Origin of the sequence: Herbaspirillum sp. CAH-3 (assembly GCF_009668275.1) — a bacterium.
GTDB classification, from domain to species: Bacteria; Pseudomonadota; Gammaproteobacteria; order Burkholderiales; family Burkholderiaceae_D; genus Herbaspirillum; species Herbaspirillum aquaticum.
The window spans coordinates 24,625-39,138 of record NZ_VSWE01000013.1 but is presented as its reverse complement, the minus strand read 5'-3'; the positions used below and the strand labels follow the sequence as shown (position 1 = coordinate 39,138).

The 14,514-nt window shown below is 63.9% G+C and carries 13 protein-coding genes and 2 riboswitches; of the genes, 7 read left to right on the top strand and 6 right to left on the bottom strand.

Annotated elements, in window-relative coordinates; genetic code table 11:
* Positions 1-49: 49 nt before the first annotated feature.
* A riboswitch (guanidine-I (ykkC/yxkD leader) is annotated at positions 50-150 on the bottom strand.
* 93 nt (positions 151-243) lie between these two features.
* Entirely contained in the window at positions 244-399 is a 156-nt protein-coding gene (locus FYB76_RS26675) for a hypothetical protein (RefSeq protein WP_167386316.1), read from the bottom strand.
* Between the two features lie 441 nt (positions 400-840).
* Positions 841-940: riboswitch (guanidine-I (ykkC/yxkD leader) on the top strand.
* Between the two features lie 67 nt (positions 941-1,007).
* Between FYB76_RS26675 and FYB76_RS17290 the strand changes: the two genes are divergently transcribed.
* The 5 genes from FYB76_RS17290 to FYB76_RS17270 all read left to right on the top strand — a co-directional run bounded on the left by FYB76_RS17290 (position 1,008) and on the right by FYB76_RS17270 (position 7,356).
* Positions 1,008-2,084: a putative urea ABC transporter substrate-binding protein gene (locus FYB76_RS17290; RefSeq protein ID WP_220407221.1), complete on the top strand. Its 1,077-nt coding sequence runs from the start codon at positions 1,008-1,010 to the stop codon at positions 2,082-2,084.
* A gap of 150 nt (positions 2,085-2,234) precedes the next feature.
* The gene (locus FYB76_RS17285) at positions 2,235-3,167 is read left to right on the top strand and encodes a TorF family putative porin (protein WP_154134415.1); all 933 of its coding nucleotides are present in this window, start codon (positions 2,235-2,237) and stop codon (positions 3,165-3,167) included.
* A gap of 192 nt (positions 3,168-3,359) precedes the next feature.
* Positions 3,360-4,067 (top strand): gluconate 2-dehydrogenase subunit 3 family protein, encoded by a 708-nt coding sequence (locus tag FYB76_RS17280; RefSeq protein WP_154134414.1) that lies wholly within the window; start codon positions 3,360-3,362, stop codon positions 4,065-4,067.
* Positions 4,068-4,111: 44 nt separating this feature from the next.
* Entirely contained in the window at positions 4,112-5,893 is a 1,782-nt protein-coding gene (locus FYB76_RS17275) for a GMC family oxidoreductase (RefSeq protein ID WP_154134413.1), read from the top strand.
* An 11-nt stretch (positions 5,894-5,904) separates the two neighbouring features.
* Positions 5,905-7,356 carry a cytochrome c gene (locus FYB76_RS17270; protein WP_154134412.1) on the top strand — a complete coding sequence of 484 codons (1,452 nt, stop codon included), beginning with the start codon at positions 5,905-5,907 and terminating at the stop codon, positions 7,354-7,356.
* A gap of 13 nt (positions 7,357-7,369) precedes the next feature.
* Here FYB76_RS17270 and FYB76_RS17265 read toward each other — a convergent pair whose 3' ends face one another.
* Positions 7,370-9,445 (bottom strand): TonB-dependent receptor, encoded by a 2,076-nt coding sequence (locus tag FYB76_RS17265; RefSeq protein ID WP_229297009.1) that lies wholly within the window; start codon positions 9,443-9,445, stop codon positions 7,370-7,372.
* A gap of 188 nt (positions 9,446-9,633) precedes the next feature.
* Between FYB76_RS17265 and FYB76_RS17260 the strand changes: the two genes are divergently transcribed.
* A complete protein-coding gene (locus FYB76_RS17260; RefSeq protein ID WP_154134411.1) occupies positions 9,634-10,551 on the top strand; it encodes a LysR family transcriptional regulator in 918 nt (305 codons plus the stop codon).
* Positions 10,552-10,554: 3 nt separating this feature from the next.
* On the opposite strand, the gene FYB76_RS17255 is transcribed toward FYB76_RS17260, so the two are convergent.
* On the bottom strand, positions 10,555-11,091 hold the full coding sequence (locus FYB76_RS17255; RefSeq protein ID WP_154134410.1) for an SRPBCC domain-containing protein: 537 nt from the start codon (positions 11,089-11,091) through the stop codon (positions 10,555-10,557).
* 126 nt (positions 11,092-11,217) lie between these two features.
* Positions 11,218-11,775, bottom strand: a complete 558-nt coding sequence (locus FYB76_RS17250) for a flavodoxin family protein (protein WP_154134409.1) — start codon at positions 11,773-11,775, stop codon at positions 11,218-11,220.
* A gap of 151 nt (positions 11,776-11,926) precedes the next feature.
* Here FYB76_RS17250 and FYB76_RS17245 point away from each other — a divergent pair, with 151 nt between their 5' ends.
* Positions 11,927-12,880, top strand: a complete 954-nt coding sequence (locus FYB76_RS17245; protein ID WP_088756574.1) for a LysR family transcriptional regulator — start codon at positions 11,927-11,929, stop codon at positions 12,878-12,880.
* Positions 12,881-12,893: 13 nt separating this feature from the next.
* On the opposite strand, the gene FYB76_RS17240 is transcribed toward FYB76_RS17245, so the two are convergent.
* On the bottom strand, positions 12,894-13,358 hold the full coding sequence (locus FYB76_RS17240) for a cyclophilin-like fold protein (RefSeq protein WP_154134408.1): 465 nt from the start codon (positions 13,356-13,358) through the stop codon (positions 12,894-12,896).
* Between the two features lie 115 nt (positions 13,359-13,473).
* Positions 13,474-14,385, bottom strand: a complete 912-nt coding sequence (locus tag FYB76_RS17235; protein WP_154134407.1) for a LysR family transcriptional regulator — start codon at positions 14,383-14,385, stop codon at positions 13,474-13,476.
* Positions 14,386-14,514 lie beyond the last annotated feature (129 nt).

The following is a 14,514-nucleotide window of genomic DNA, read 5'->3' as shown; positions in this document are numbered from 1 at the left end:
GGTCGGGGTTGAACAAAAGCAGGAGCAGCGCGGCACCTGTGGTGCAACTCTCTCCCGGGCTTTTGTCCCGCCGTGTAACCTCGACCGAGGTCGCCGGCTCTCGGACCAGTCATCTGCCTGCGGCAGACCGGAACCCTAGCCAGCTATTTGAACGTCTTGTGCAGCCGTCGGATGATCAATGCATCGTCAGATCATCGGTGCGGGCTGCTCTGCATGCAGGTGAATTCAGCAAATTCCATACCATCAGCGCGCGCGGCGCAGCCAGCGCAGCGCATGCGTGAGCATTTCGATGAGCAGCAATGAAGTGCGCATGCGGCCACACAGCGGCAGGGCCTGTGCGGCCTCTCTGGAAAAGGCGAAGGGGAAAACGGCAGTGTCGTGAGATCGGGTCATGGGCATGATGTGCTCCTGCAAACATGGCCTGGCCGTCCAGGGATGGTTGCCGATGCCGCGCTTGCTGCATGCGCTTCATTTGCTTCGGCCCAAGTCGTCTTGGCTCGCCTGCTGCGAGAACGACAATCTTGCATGCAAGATCCAGACCAGCCCTGCAGGTTTGCCTGCACCTGGCGCAAACCCGCTCCTGCACTGGCTCACAGCCCATCACGCCGGACATCGCGGTTCGCCCGAGCGCAAGCATGGTGCAAGCGGGCACCGATTTGGCGCGCGCACGATGCGCCAGCATCGCTCACGTGTGACGCAGCGAATGGAGCGTTGGAACCGTTCGCTATTAATAGCGAAAACCGGCATCACGCATCATCGATATCGCGTCACGGCATTGGCATGAACCTTGCTGAAAAGCGAGCGGGAGCCGGCGAGTCCGGTCTTGAGTAGGCACAATTTGCAATGGACAGCTAGGGTTCCGGTTCGCTGTTGCGGATGTCTGGTCCGAGAGCAGTCGACCTCGCAAGGGGTTACACGGCGGGAGAAAAGCCCGGGAGATGACGCGTTCGCAACGACCGCGCCGCTCCCGGGCTTTTTTCCAATAAACCCTTCGAGGACCCTACGCCGTGTACAACATTTCCCGAATCCTTGGTGGCGCTGCCATCGCCCTGGCCGCCTTCACAGGCACGCTCTCGTCCGCCCACGCCGCCCCCCGCACAGACTTCAAGGTCTGTACTTCCATCTATGCCGGCTGGATGCCCTGGGGCGAAGCCCAGGCACAAGGCATCCTGGCCAAGTGGGGCAAGAAGTACGGCATCACCATCAGCGCCGTGCAGTTGAACGACTACGTGGAGTCGATCAACCAGTACACCGCCGGCAAGTTCGACGGCTGCACCATGACCAACATGGATGCGCTCACCATCCCCGCCGCCGGTGGCGTGGACTCCACCGCCCTGATCGTGGGCGACTATTCCAACGGCAACGATGGCATCGTGCTCAAGGGGAAGAACAAGAAGCTGGCCGACATCAAGGGCCAGTCGGTGCAGCTGGTGGAGTTCTCGGTCTCGCACTACCTGCTGGCGCGCGCGCTGGAGACGGCCGGCCTGCGCGAGCGTGACGTCAAGGTGGTCAACACCAGCGACGCCGACATCACCGCCGCCTTCGCGACGCCTGCCGTCACCAGCACGGTGACCTGGAACCCGATGCTGTCCTCGATTGCGGCCTCGCCCGACGTGTCGCTGGTCTATACCTCCAAGCAGCTGCCCGGCGAGATCATGGACCTGATGGTGGTCAACACCAAGACCCTGCAGGAAAACCCCGCCTTCGGCAAGGCACTCACCGGTGCCTGGTACGAAATGATGGCCATCATGACGGCCAAGGATGAGCGCGCCACCCGCGCGTTGACCGCCATGGGCAAGGCTTCCGGCACCGACCTGGCAGGCTTCCAGTCGCAGCTGGCAGCCACCGCCATGTTCTACCAGCCCAAGGCGGCGCTGGAATTTGCCACCAAGAAGGAGCTGCCGGCCATCATGGGCCGCATCGCCAAGTTCAGCTTTGACCACGGCATCCTCGGGCCCAACGTCAAGAGCGCGGATGGCATCGGCGTCGCCTTCGACGGCAACGTAGTGATCGGCGACAAGAAGAACGTCAAGCTGCGCTTCGACCCGACCTACATGAAGATGGCGGCCGACGGAAAACTTTAAGTTTTTCGCGCGCACAGGCGCGCAACGCCACCACAACAACAGCATCACCCACTGTCTTGCGCGGGTCCGGCAACGGACCCGCCGGGGCCTGCTCGTGCCTCGCTTTCACCTTGATCCACGCTGATTCCAGATCACCCAACGGAGAGAACCTTGACTACCTACGCCACTTCCCTGTCGCGCCTTTGCAACTTCGGCACCTGCGCTGCTGCCCTCACTACCCTGCTGGCCTGCGCCCCGGCGCTGGCCGATGATGCCGCGCCGGCTGCCGCCCCTGGCGGCCCGTGGACCATCACCAAACACATCGACCTGGCCTCGCGCTACGTGCTGCGCGGTGTCACCACCACCTACGGCAACGGCCAGCCGCTGGGCAATGCCGGTGCCGACGCGCCGGAATCGGACCAGGCTGCGCTGCAATGGGGCATCGATTTTGTCCACAGCAGCGGCTGGAGCTTTGGCTACTGGGCTTCGACCATCAATTATTCGTACAAGCAGCTGGGCAATTCCTACAGTGACCGCAGCATCACCGAATTCCAGAAGCCGCGCTCGGTAGAAAACGATCTCTACTTCGCCTACACCGGCAACATCAGCGGCGACCTCGGCTATACCCTGGGCATGACCGGCTACTACTACGCCAACGGCAGCCACGCCAACGCGCTGGAAACCAAGGCCGGGCTGACCTGGGGCGCACTGTCCTTCAATGCGCAGACCCTGCTCAACGATGTGGTCTGGGGCAACAAGGGCGACACCTACTGGACCCTGGTCTACACCAAGCCGCTGCCCTATGACATCACCTTCACCGGAACGCTGGGCGCTTACACCTACAGCCGCGAGGGCAAGTACCTCGGCACCCGCGACACCGCCACCGGTGCCGCCTGCGGCGCGGGCCAGGCTTTCGTGGTCAATGGCTGCTTCGCCGGCAACGGCCCCAGCAGCGGTGGCCTGCGCCACCTGACACTGGGCCTGTCAGCGCCCTTCCCCGACTCTTCCATCACCTGGTCGCTGCAGGCCATCCTCGGCGGCTACAACCGCTTTGACGTCAAGCAGGGCAACCAGCTGGTGGGCATGCTGAGCTGGGGCTTCTGAAGCCGCGCTGCCAACACGCAGGGCTTGATACCTCACGGGTATCAAGCCGCTGATGTGGGCGCGTCAGACATTTCCGACATCAAAAGCGCAGGATGACTGATCCCCGCGCGCGGTCGACAAGCGCATCATGGCTCAGCCGTGGGCAAGGCAAGACCTTGCTCACGCTCCGGATTTCCCTCAAGGAAACGCGCCATGAAAAAAATAAGCATCTCCGCCAATCGCCGCCGTTTCCTGCGCGGCGCCCTGACCGCCGCGCCCGCTGCCGCGCTGGTCGTGACCACTGGCAGCCTGTCGGCCAGTGCCCAGGGACAAGCCGGCAACGCCCCCTACAAACCCGTCTTCTTCAACCAGGATGAATTCGCGCTGTTGAGCGCACTGGCCGATACCCTCATCCCCGCCGATGAGACCGGCCCCGGTGCGCTGGAGGCGGGCGTTCCCGCCTTCATCGATGCGCAGATGAACACCCCCTACGGGCAGGGCCAGCTGTGGTACATGCAAGGTCCCTTCACCCCGGAGGCCCCGCCCGAGTTCGGCTACCAGCTGCCCTATCCGCCGCGCGAACTGTACAAGAAAGGCCTGGCCGAATTCGATGCGGCCATCCGCCAGCAGTACGGCCACGGCTACGTGGAACTGAACACCCAGCAACGCGAAAAGATGATGGGCGAGTTCGAGAAGGGCGAGCAGGGCAGCATCAAGATGGCCACCATCCCGCCTTCGGCGCTGTTCAACCTGTTGCTGCAGAACGTGCACGAAGGCTATTTCTGCGACCCCACCGATGGCGGCAACAAGGGCATGGGTTCGTGGAAGATGATCGGTTTCCCCGGTGCCCGCGCCGACTATTACGACTGGGTCGACCAGTACGGCCGTACCTATCCCCTGCCCCCGATCTCGCGCGGCTGACGGCTGCCCCCCTTCGCATCGTTTGATCCCGAAAGTCCAAGCATATGGCCAACAAGAACATGAAAGCAGTCGACGTCGTCATCGTCGGCTTCGGCTGGACCGGCGCCATCATGGCCAAGGAAATGACCGAGGCCGGACAAAGCGTGGTGGCGCTGGAACGCGGCGTCTATCGCGACACCTACCCGGACGGCGCCTATCCCAAGACCATCAATGAGCTGGAGTACCAGCAGCGCTTCAAGTTATTCCAGAATCTGAACAAATCCTCGTTCACCTTCCGCCGCAAGACTGGCGACAGCGCCATCCCCTATCGCCAGATCGCCATGTTCAAGCCGGGCGAAGGCGTGGGCGGTGCGGGCCTGCACTGGTCCGGCTGCCACTGGCGCATCCTGCCGGAAGAGTTGCGCATGCGCAGCCACTACGAGGAACGCTATGGCAAGGGTTTCATTCCCAAGGACATGACCCTGCAGGACTGGGGCGTGACCTACGAAGAACTGGAACCGTATTTCGATTTCGCCGAAAAGATGATGGGCACCTCCGGCACCGCTTATCGCGTCGGCGGCAAGGTGGTCGACGACAGCGGCAATCCCTTCGAGGCCAACCGCTCGGACAACTTCCCGCTGCCCGCACAGAAGGAGCAATACCAGGCCGCGCTGTTCCGCAAGGCCGCGCAGCAGGCCGGCTTTCACCCCTTCACCCTGCCCTCGGCCAATGCCTCGGCGCCCTATGTGAACCAGTACGGCTGCCAGATGGGGCCCTGCACCTTCTGCGGCTATTGCTCCGGCTATGCCTGCTACAACTATTCCAAGGCCTCGCCCAACGTCAACATCATGCCGGCCCTGCGCAAGAGTGCGCTGTTCGAATTGCGCAGCAGCTGCAATGTGCTGCGCATCGAACTCGACAGCACCCGCAAGAAAGCCACCGGCGTGACCTACGTGGATGCCAATGGCGATACCGTATTCCAGCCGGCCAACATCGTCATCGCCAGTACCTTCGCGTACAACAATGCGCGGCTGTTCCTGCTCTCGGGCATCGGCAAGCCCTATGACCCGGTGAGCAATACCGGCGCGGTCGGGCGCAACATCGCCTTCCAGATGATGTCGACCATCAATGCCTTCTTCGATCCGGGCAAGAACATCAACGGCTTCATCGGTGCCGGCGGCAATGGCGTGGCGGTGGATGATTTCAATGGCGACCACATGGACCACGGCCCGCTGGGCTTCGTCGGTGGTTCGCCGATCTGGTGCAATCCGGCCGGGGCCAAGCCGATCTCGGGCATCGCCGTGCCCAGCGGCACACCCAAGTGGGGCCGCGACTGGAAGCGTGCGGTCAAGGCCAGCTATCTCAACACCATGTCCTTCGACGTGCATGGTGCCAACATGGTTTATCGCGACGTGTACGTGGACCTCGATCCCAATTACAAGGATGCCTTCGGCCAGCCGCTGCTGCGCTTCACCTTCGACTGGAAGGACAACGACATCCGCATGAGCCGCTACGTCACCGAGCAGGCAGTCAAGATCGCGCAAGAACTGAAGGCGCGCGAGATCAAGGTCACCGTCAAGGACTTCGGGGCCGCGCCCGACCTGCGCAGCTACCAGACCACGCACTGGGCCGGTGGCGTGGCCATGGGTACGGATCCGTCCACCAGCGTGGTCAATCGCTACTTGCAGAGCTGGGATGTGCACAACGTCTTTGCGGTGGGCTCCGGTGTATTTGCCCAGGGCATCGGCTACAACCCGACCGGGGCGGCCGTGGCGCTGACCTACTGGTCGGCGCGCGCCATCCGTGAGCAATACCTGAAGGACCCGCGACCGCTGGTCAGCGCGTGAAGACGGGAGCGATGATGAAACGACTGATCCTGATCTCCGCCCTCGCCCTCGGTACTGCAGCACTGGCCGCCAGTGCCGCCTACAACCTGGCCCATGCCGATGAATCGCTGAGCGTTCCTGCGCCCCCCAAGCCGCCCGTGGGCGCGCGCCTGCTCAACCGGGAAACGACACCCCTGCGCCCGCTGGCCACACCGCCAGCCGATGCGGCACTGGCCGAGCGCGTCGCCAAAAAAGGCAGCCCGAGTGCCGATGACCAGCAATTGCTCAGGGGGGCTTACCTGGCCCGCGCCGGTGATTGCGTGGCCTGCCACACCAGCAAGGGTGGTGCGCCCTTCGCGGGCGGACTGGCGCTGGCCTCGCCGATCGGTGCGATCTACTCGACCAACATCACGCCGGACAAGGAACATGGCATCGGCGACTGGAGCTATGAAGACTTCGCGCGCCTCATGCGCACCGGCGTCACGAAGGCGGGTTATACGGTCTATCCGGCCATGCCCTATCCCTCGTATTCGCGCCTGACCGACGAGGACATGCAGGCGCTGTACGCATATTTCACCAAGGCCGTGCCGCCCTCGGCACAGGCCAATCGCGCCAATGACATCCCCTGGCCCTTGTCGATGCGCTGGCCGCTGGCGATCTGGCGCAAACTGTTCGCGCCAACGCCCGCGCCCTATGCGGCTGCGGCCGGGACGGATGCGCAACTGGCACGGGGCGCCTACCTGGTCGAAGGACTGGGGCATTGCGGCAGCTGCCACACGCCGCGCTCGACCACGATGCAGGAAAAATCGCTGCGGGATGACAGCAGCCGCCTGTATCTCTCCGGCGGCCAGGTGGTCGATGGCTGGAGCGTGCCGTCGCTGCGCAATGAACATGGCGGTGGCATCGCGGGCTGGAGCCAGGCCGACCTGGTGGAATTCCTGCGTACCGGCCGCAACCAGTACACCGCTTCCTTCGGTGCCATGAATGACGTGATCGAGCATTCCATGCAATACATGACGGAGGCCGATCTCAATGCGATGTCGCGTTACCTGTTGAGCCTGGCGCCACGCAATGGCGCCGAACCCTATCGCTATGACGAAGTCACGGCCACGGCGGCTTACGAAGGACGTCCGCAAACGCCGGGCGCAGCGCTCTATCTGGATCGCTGCGCGGCCTGCCATCGCAGCAACGGCACCGGCTACGGCAAGGCCTTCCCGGCGCTGGCCGGCAATCCGGTGCTGCAGACCAGCGATGCAACCTCGGCCATCCGCATCATCCTGCAAGGGGGACGCCAGCCCTCCACCGATTCGGCCACGGCGGGGCTGGTGATGGCACCGTATGCGCAGCTGCTCAACGACCAGCAGGTCGCTGAAGTGACCTCCTACATCCAGACCGCCTGGGGCAATCGCGGCGCGACCGTGAGCGCCGCCGATGTGGCCAAGATCCGCAAGACGGCCAAGCCGGTGGAGGAGCGGGCGCCCTGACGCGTCTTCCGGATCAATACTTCACATTGGCAGAGAGGTAAACCGCCCGCCCATCCCCCGGCGCATGCCGGGTCTGGTCATTGATCCAGACATATTCATAGTAGCGATTGGCGAGATTCTTGAGCTGCAGTTCCAGGCTCAGCTTGTCGTTGACCTGATAGGTCGCGCTGGCATTGAAGAGCGTGTAGCCACCGTACTTGCCGCCGGTATTGGCCGTGGTCAGGTAATAGCTGCCCTGGCCATTGACCGAGGCCGACAACTTCAGCTCCGCCGTGGCCTGGTAGTCGATGCCACCGGAATACACCTGGCGCGGCACGTGGTCGATTTCCTTGCCGAGGGTGTTGGGTGCGGTCGGGTCCGGCGTGATGATCTCCGAACGCTGGCGCGAATACGCCAGCCACAGCGTGGTGCGCTTGCTGGCCCGCAAGTTGATCTGCAGGTCGACACCATTGCGCTTGGTCCGCCCCACGTTTTCCGAGTCGCCCGTGGGATCGTTCAGGCGCCGCTTGACCTCATCCGAGGCACGCTGCTCCCACACCGCCACGCGGCCATCGAGCCAGTCCACCGGGATGAACTTGATGCCGCTTTCCCAGCCGTCATTGATGGAAGGACGCAAGTCGTTGTTGTTGGACTTGTAGGCCGCCGCCCCCGCGCCGACCTGGAAGGTACGGCCCCAGTTGGCGTACAGGCTGGCCTCGCGGATCGGGGCATAGACTACGCTGAGCTTGGGCTGGCGGATGTAGCCGTAATTCTGGATGCCATAACTCACCCCGCGCGAGGGGTCATTGAAACGCCCTCCCACATGGTCCACCCGGTAGCCGGGGATGATGCGCAGCGCATCCACCGGCTTGATCACGGCCTGCACATAGGCCCCCACGGTATCGAAGACGAAATGATGGTCGCGCGTCTGCGATACGCGCACCTTGTTGACCGTGTTGTAGCGCGGGCTCTGGTCCTCCTGGCGCTCCATGCTGAAGCCGCCTTCCAGCGCCAGGTCGCTCATGCCTTCGAATGCCTTCCAGCGCGGGCGATAGGTGGCATTGGTCAACAGCCCGTAGTGGGTCTCGTCGATGAGGCGCTCCTGCTGCGAGGTCGTGGAGGAATAACGCAGCCAGCGCTGGTCACGCACGCGATTCAGATAGAGCTTGGCAGCCACCGAGAGCTGGTCATCGATGTCGCCGTCGAAGTGCAGGCTGACCTGGTCCATCTGGCGGTTGCCGCCATCGGACTGCGCATAGGCATAGGACGACGTCGGGTTGCTGCGCGCATCCTGGGCCGTCAGGTAGCCCGGCTCCTGGGCATAGGCGTTGGCATGGCGGATGCTCAGGCCCGTGCGATAGCGGCCATCGTCGCTGGTGTAGAACCACTTGCCGGAGAAGGCGATGTTCTCGGCCTGGGCATGGTCGCGATAGCCATCCGATTTTTCGTAGCCGATGAAATAGTTCTGCGACCAGTTGCCGTTCTCCACCCCCTTGACCACCTGCACCTGGCGCGTGTTGAAGCTGCCATAGGTCAGGCGCGCCTCGTCGTAGTTGCCGCCCTGGCGGGTGACGATGTTGACGTTGCCGGCGATGTTGTGCAGGCCGTAGCGCGCATCGTTGGTGCCGCGCACGACCTCGATGCGGGCGATATCGAGCGGGAACAGCGTGCCCAGGAAGGGCATGCCGCCGGCATTGTCATTGCTGGGGATGCCATCGATGAGCAGCTTGACGGCATTGACCTCGCCCTCGCCGTTGAAGCCGCGGAAGGACAGCTTGCCCGACTCGTTGCCCTGGCGGAACTGGGTCAGCATCACGCCCGGCGACTGCGCGAACAGCTCCCAGTTGTATTGCGCCTGCTGTTGCTGGATGCGGTCGGCCCCGATCACGTCCACCGAGGTCAGCACGTTGTTGAGCTGCAGCGGGCCACTGCGGCGTGCGCTCACTTCCACGGTACCGAGCGTGAGCGAAGAATCTTCGGCAGCACTGGCCGATTGTGCCAGCGCCCAAGGCGCAGCGCCCAGGGCCAGCAGGCCCGACAGGGCGGTGAGTTTGAACACGGGTCGTGCGCGATGCAGCGGCCGGGGCCGGCGGGCAGGGTGAATCGTCATTGGTCTTGTATTGGTCTTGGTATAGGCAGTGCATGCGGCCTCCCCCGGCAGCTGCGCTGCCGTCCCCTGGATGCCGCATGGGAAATCAGGAGCGGCAAGGATAAGCTGGTATGACCACTTGTTGAATGTGGCAATTTGTCGCAGGGGCTTGCTACCATGCGATATCTCCTCCTGCTGATCCCGCGCGCATGAAAAAACCGGACCTCCGCACCCTCGACCTGAACCTGCTCAAGGCACTGGCCGCCCTGCTCGATGAACGCAACGTCACGCGTGCTGCGGCGCGGCTGGGGGTGAGCCAGCCGGCCATGAGCGGCATCCTCACGCGGCTGCGCGAGAGTTTCGATGATCCCCTGTTTGCCCGCAGCCAGCGTGGCATCGTGCCCACGCCCCGGGCGCTGGAACTGGCGCAACCGGTGCAGCGCGTGCTGCGGGATATCGATGGCCTGCTGCAGCCGCCGGTGTTCGATCCGGCCACGGCCCATCTGGATTTCACCATCGCCGCAACCGACTATGCCTTGCGCGCGGTCGCCCTGCCCTTCCTGACGGCGCTCAAGCAGCATGCCCCGTTCATCCGCGTGGCACTGGCGTCAATGGAAGATGCCCCGCTGCAGGAGCGGCTGGAGCGCGGCGAGATCGACCTGGCGCTGACCACGCCCCAGGATACCCCGCCGGGTCTGCATGCGCGGCGGCTGTTCGACGAACACTACGTCTGCGCGATGCGTGAGGATCATCCGGTGGTGCGGGGACGGCGGCTCTCGCTCAAGCAGTTCTGCGCGCTGGATCATGCGCTGGTGTCGTATGCGGGCGATCCCTTCCACGGCGTCACCGATGAAGCGCTGGCGCAGCGTGGCCTGCAGCGGCGGGTGAGCCTGTCAGTGAAGCGCTTCCTGGTGTTGCCGGAGATCTTGCGCAGCACCGACCTGGTGGCCGTGGTGCCGTCCCGGCTGGTGGCCGGGGTGGAGGGCCTGAAGCTGTTGCCGCCGCCGCTGGAGATCACCGGCTTCACCAAGACGGCGGCATGGCACGAGCGCACGCACCGCGATCCGGCGCAGCGCTGGCTGCGGCAACTGCTGTTTGCCACCGCCGGGTTGGTGCCGCTGCGCTGATCCTCAACGCAGCGCGGCAGCCTCTGCAGCGGCGCGTGCCAGGCCGGTGATCCATTCCTGGTGGGCATTGAGCATGGGATTGGGCAAGGTGGCTGCCAGCTCGCGCGCGGGCTGGCCGTTCTGGGTCTCCTGCGTGAGGATGCGCACACGGCCGCCTTCCAGGTCTTCGAACAGCCAGGCATGATGCACATCCAGACGCTGCGCGGCATCGCCCTCGACCCAGCCGTGCCAGGCGATGCGCGCAGCCTGGCCGGGTTGGGGCGGCAGGTATTCGGTCACTTCCGCTTCGACCGCAAAACCGAAGGTCGTAAAGCGAAAGCGCGCGCCCGCCGACAGCAGCGGGCCGCTGCCATCGTGGAAGCGAATCTCGCTGGCATTGCCGTAATAGCCGGGCCAGGCGCGCGTGTCGTTGAGCAGCGGCCACACCTGGGCCGCCGACAGACCGGCGATGATCACTTCATTGGAGACGTAGTTGTCGGTGGTACCGGGCAGATAGCCGGCCGGCCAGATGATGGCGGCCTGGGTGGTGATGGCAGACATGATTTTCCTTGGCGGATGGTTGGACAGGTCTGCATGATGCGGACCGTCCAGTTATTACGCCAATCCTGAAAACCGATGATCGATATCGGGAAAACTGATATCTGGATCAGGGCGCGGGCCCGCGGTTCAGGCGCGGCCGCGTGCGAATTGCGCAGCCACCTCGGCCACGCGCTTGCCCAGATAAGCGGCCGTGGCCAGGTCACTGGTACCGGGCGTGACCTCGGCGGGGGCGTCGTCCGATTGCGCCATGGCACCCAGCCAGCCGCCGATGCGATTGAGTTCGTCACCACTCTTGCCGGGGAACAGATCGATACCGGTCCAGAGCATGCCGTGCTGGGCGGCGAACAGTGCGATGGTCACCAGGGAATTGAGCTTGTCGCCATGCAGCGCGCCGGAATTGGTGAAGCCGGCTGCGACCTTGTTGCGCCAGACCTGCGGGATCCACGCCTGGCGGGTGGAGTCTTCCATGAACTGCTTGAAGCGCGCCGAGATGGTGCCGTTATAGGTTGGCGAGCCGAAGATGATGGCGTCGCTGGCGGCGATGGCAGCCCAGTCCACGCTGCCGGCCGAAAGCGGCACGAGGGTGGCGTGCGCCCCCGCGACTTCCTCCACGCCGCGTGCCACGGATTGGGCGAGTTTTTCGGTATGGCCGTAGCCGCTGTCGAAGACGATGCTGATGTTCATGTTTTCTCCTGTGGATAAATCAAACTGTTCGGGACCGGGGAATGACGTAACAGGCTCATTCTGCGCAAATGGATTACATGACGGTAGCGGTGCAATCCTTTAGGATTCATCAAGATGAACTTATCAATCCATTTTTCGGAGAGCAACGGCCATGGATACGTCGCAACGGGTACGCGCCATCATTTCCTTCGTGCAGGCAGCCGATAGCGGCAGCTTCGCCGGTGCCGGGCGGACACTGGGCATCTCCTCAGCTGCGGTGAGCCAGAATGTGGCCGGACTGGAGACTGCGCTGGGCGTGCGTCTGATGAACCGCACCACGCGCAGCCTGAACCTGACCGAGGAAGGCAGTGCCTTCCTGCGTCAGGCACGCATTGCGCTCGATGCGCTGGAACAGGCGACCGATGACGTGGTGGCGGCACGCGCGACACCCACCGGACGCGTGCGCATCTCCACCAGTGCGGCCTTCGGTCGCGAACAATTGCTGCCGCTGCTGCCCGGCCTGAGCCAGCGCTATCCGGCCTTGTCGGTGGAGGTGGATTTCGATGACCGCATCAGCGAGCTGGTGCAGGACGGCTATGACCTGGCGATCCGGGGCGGACGCATCGCCGATTCGTCGCTGGTCTCGCGCAGCATCTGCAAACTGAACCTGGCGCTGGTCGCCAGTCCCGCCTATCTCGAAGCCCGCGGCACGCCGCGCCGCCCGCAGGATCTGCACAAGCACAGCCTGATCACGCGCAAGTTCCTGGGCGGCAAGGTGTCACCGTGGAATTTCCAGGGCAGCGACGGCAGCATCATGACCTGGAATACCGAACACGCACTGCTGACCTTGTCCTCGCCCGAAGCGCTGGTCCAGGCGGCCCTGGCGGGCATGGGAATCGCCGAAGTCGGGGTGCATCACGCGTGGCGCTATCTGCAGCGCGGGCGATTGAAGGTGCTGCTCTTGCGCAGTCATCATCCGGGCAACTACGAGATGTGCCTGCAATATCCGCACCGGGCGCTGATCGCGCCGCGCGTGCGGGTGGCGGTGGATTACCTGCTGGAAGGCTTCGCCGCCAGCGAGGAACTGCACGTGCCGCTGGCCGCCTTGCGCAAGTACGCGGCCTGATTGCGGCAGCGATTCATTCCTGCTCGATCAGGGCCATATACGGTCCTGGCTGACGCAGGACCTCGATGTCACCGGTGATGTGGCCCAGCTTGACCAAACCCTTCGAGTAAGCGAAGTCCTTGTAGAACAGGGCGATATTGCCCCAGGGCGCATAGAAGGCGATGTCGCCGCTGCGCGGCGTATAGCCCTCGGGCTCGCCGCGCGTGGCCAGCTTGCGCGGCAGCTGGGCAATCTTCTCGGTCTGGTTGTAGTCGGACAGCTCCAGCGTCAGCGGCAACAGGGCGGCAAAGTCGCGGGCGGCCGGGCCGGGTTCGAGACGCGCGGTCAGGACGGTATCGGCGATGGTGATGCGCAGGGTCATGGGCAGGCTCTTGGCAGGGGGCCGGGTCTGGGCCGCTGCCGTCATCGGGCAGAGGCTCATCGCGCCGGCCATCAGCACGGCAATCACGGTCAGGCGCGGCAGGAAAAAGGAAGACATGGGCAGTCCGGAGGCAATCAATCTGGCCTGATTGTCGCTGCATCATCGGTCCGTGATTAGTCCCGCCGGCCTGAATGCGGTCATCAGTCCAGCTTATGAATCAGGCGCCCTGTCATCACCCCGGCTGACGTGGCCGGCTTTCGTAGCGCAGGGCATTGACCACCAGCGAAAACGCCGGCGAAGGCTGGCGACGGCTGGGATAGTAGAGGTGATAGCCCTCGAAGACCGGACACCAGTCCTCCAGCACCCGCACCAGCTGGCCGCTCTCCAGATGCGATTGCAGCTCGTCTTCCGGCAGCAGCACCACGCCCAGCCCGGCCAGGGCCGCATCGATCTGCGGCGGCACGGTGTTGAAGATGAGCGAACCGTCGACACGCACGTTGATCTTTTCGCCGTCCTTTTCAAAATCCCATACGTAAAGCCCGCCCGAGGACGGCATGCGCTGGTTGACGCAATCCTGGGCCATCAGGTCGTTCGGATGCAGCGGCACCGGATAGCGCGTGAAGTACTCGGGCGAGGCCGCCACCACCATGCGCAGCGGCGGGCCGATGGGCACGGCGATCATGTCGCGGTCGATGGTCTTGCCCCAGCGCACGCCGGCATCGAAGCGGTCGGCCACGATGTCGCGCAGGGCGTAGCTCATGTCGAATTCCAGCTTGATGTCGGGATATTGCTGCAACAGCGGGGCCAGCTTGGGCAGCAGCACGCGCTGGATCATGCCATCGCCACAGGTGATGCGCACGGTGCCACCGGGTTTTTCACGCAGCGCGGTGAGGGCATCGAGTTCGGCTTCGATCTCGTCGAAGCGGTTGCCGATGGACTGGATCAGGCGCTCGCCAGCGGGCGTGAGCGAGATGCTGCGGGTGGTACGGGTCAGCAGGCGGATCTGCAGGCGCTCTTCGAGGCCGCGGATGGCTTGCGACAGCGCGGATTGCGTCACGCCCAGCGTGGCGGCGGCACGCGTGAAACTGCCCTCGCGCGCCACGGTCACGAAACCCAGCAAGTCATTGAGATTGCGTTTGATCATGCAGCCACCCTTCCTGTGGTGAGCAATAAAGCCGGATCAGCCGGAGGCAGCGCCTGTGAAACCAGGTGCCGGTGCCGAAGGGGGACGGGATTCATTGATTAGTTTTTCTAATAGGGTAATTAAGGATTG

Excerpts from the sequence above, each read along its gene's own strand:
- FYB76_RS26675 (WP_167386316.1), bottom strand. The coding sequence starts at position 399 with ATGCCCATGACCCGATCTCACGACACTGCCGTTTTCCCCTTCGCCTTT.
- FYB76_RS17280 (WP_154134414.1), top strand. The coding sequence starts at position 3,360 with ATGAAAAAAATAAGCATCTCCGCCAATCGCCGCCGTTTCCTGCGCGGC.
- FYB76_RS17275 (WP_154134413.1), top strand. The coding sequence starts at position 4,112 with ATGGCCAACAAGAACATGAAAGCAGTCGACGTCGTCATCGTCGGCTTC.
- FYB76_RS17270 (WP_154134412.1), top strand. The coding sequence starts at position 5,905 with ATGATGAAACGACTGATCCTGATCTCCGCCCTCGCCCTCGGTACTGCA.
- FYB76_RS17265 (WP_229297009.1), bottom strand. The coding sequence starts at position 9,445 with ATGACGATTCACCCTGCCCGCCGGCCCCGGCCGCTGCATCGCGCACGA.
- FYB76_RS17260 (WP_154134411.1), top strand. The coding sequence starts at position 9,634 with ATGAAAAAACCGGACCTCCGCACCCTCGACCTGAACCTGCTCAAGGCA.
- FYB76_RS17255 (WP_154134410.1), bottom strand. The coding sequence starts at position 11,091 with ATGTCTGCCATCACCACCCAGGCCGCCATCATCTGGCCGGCCGGCTAT.
- FYB76_RS17250 (WP_154134409.1), bottom strand. The coding sequence starts at position 11,775 with ATGAACATCAGCATCGTCTTCGACAGCGGCTACGGCCATACCGAAAAA.
- FYB76_RS17245 (WP_088756574.1), top strand. The coding sequence starts at position 11,927 with ATGGATACGTCGCAACGGGTACGCGCCATCATTTCCTTCGTGCAGGCA.
- FYB76_RS17240 (WP_154134408.1), bottom strand. The coding sequence starts at position 13,358 with ATGTCTTCCTTTTTCCTGCCGCGCCTGACCGTGATTGCCGTGCTGATG.
- FYB76_RS17235 (WP_154134407.1), bottom strand. The coding sequence starts at position 14,385 with ATGATCAAACGCAATCTCAATGACTTGCTGGGTTTCGTGACCGTGGCG.